At 66.3% G+C, this 1,378-nt stretch carries 1 protein-coding gene; it reads left to right on the top strand.

Annotation, left to right across the window (positions count from 1 at the left end):
- Positions 1-177: 177 nt before the first annotated feature.
- Positions 178-1,378 (top strand): BCCT family transporter (locus tag ACI2JZ_RS18375; protein ID WP_404598857.1); only part of this gene is annotated, 1,201 nt, incomplete at its 3' end.

Raw genomic sequence — 1,378 nt, 5'->3', positions numbered from 1 at the left:
CGTGCCGGCCGGGAACAATTCCCGGCCTGCACGGCGCACTTCCGGCCGGCTCTTGAGCCCGGCCGATTTGCCGGCCCCGGCCACCACTCACGAGCAACCCCGGGACCCCGGCTGATTCGGCGCGCCCGCATTCCCCTGCCGGCCCGCCACCTATTGCCTTTATTGAAGGAAACCGAAATGAAACGCACTGAGCAACCCGTGAACGACCTGGTCAGCGAGCTGCACTCGGCTCGCCGGCGCCGGCCCAGAAGATACCTGTCCTCCGGCACCGACTACTGGGTCTTCGGCATTGCCGGACTCCTCGCCCTGGCGTTCATCGCCTGGGGCTTCGCTTCGCCCGAAGGGCTGGGCTCCGCGGCCGGGAAGGCCCTCGACTGGGTGATTACGAACACCGGCTGGGTCTTCGTGATCGCCGCGACCGTTTTCACCCTGTTCGTGCTGGTGGTCGCGGCCAAGAGCTTCGGGCGCATCCCGCTGGGCAAGGACGGGGAGAAGCCGCAGTTCAGCACGGTTTCCTGGATCTCGATGATGTTCGCCACCGGCATGGGCATCGGGCTGGTCTTCTACGGGGTGGGCGAACCGCTGTACTTCTACATGTCTCCGCCGCCGGAAACCGTGGGCGGGCAGACCTCGGCCGCGGTGGGCACGGCCATGGGCACCACCATGTTCCACTGGACGCTGTTCCCCTGGGCCATGTACGCGATTGTCGGGCTGGGCATGGCCTACGGCAGCTTCCGGCTGGGCCGCCCGCAGCTGTTCTCCTCGATGTTCACCTCGATCTTCGGAGAAAGGGTCGTCCACGGCTGGGGCGGGAAGACGATCAACATCCTGGCTATCCTGGCCACGCTTTTCGGCTCGGCCTGCTCGCTGGGGCTCGGCGCGCTGCAGATCGGCGGCGGCATCCAGTCCGCCGGGCTGCTGTCCTCGGTGGGTTCGGGGGTCCTGGTACTGATCATTGCGGTGCTCACCGCCTTGTTCGTGGCCTCGGCCGTCTCCGGAATCGAGCGCGGCATCCAGTGGCTGTCCAATATCAACATGGTGCTGGCGGTGATCCTGGCGCTGATCGTGTTCATCGGCGGGCCCACGCTGTTCATCCTGAACGTGATTCCCAATGCGGTGGGCTCCTTCATCGCTGACTTGCCGGAAATGGCATCGCGGACCGCGGCTTCCGGGGATGGCGACATGGCCGCGTGGCTTTCCTCCTGGACCATCTTCTACTGGGCCTGGTGGGTTTCCTGGACCCCGTTCGTTGGCCTGTTCATCGCGCGGATCTCGCGCGGGCGCAGCATCCGCCAGTTCGTCACCGGGGTGCTGCTGGTACCTTCCACCGTCACGCTGTTCTGGTTCGCCATCTTCGGCGGCGGCGCCATCGGCCTGC

Origin of the sequence: Microbacterium sp. NPDC087868, from assembly GCF_044900755.1 — a bacterium.
Taxonomy (GTDB): domain Bacteria; phylum Actinomycetota; class Actinomycetes; order Actinomycetales; family Microbacteriaceae; genus Microbacterium; species Microbacterium galbinum.
This window is presented reverse-complemented; position numbering and strand designations above follow the sequence as displayed.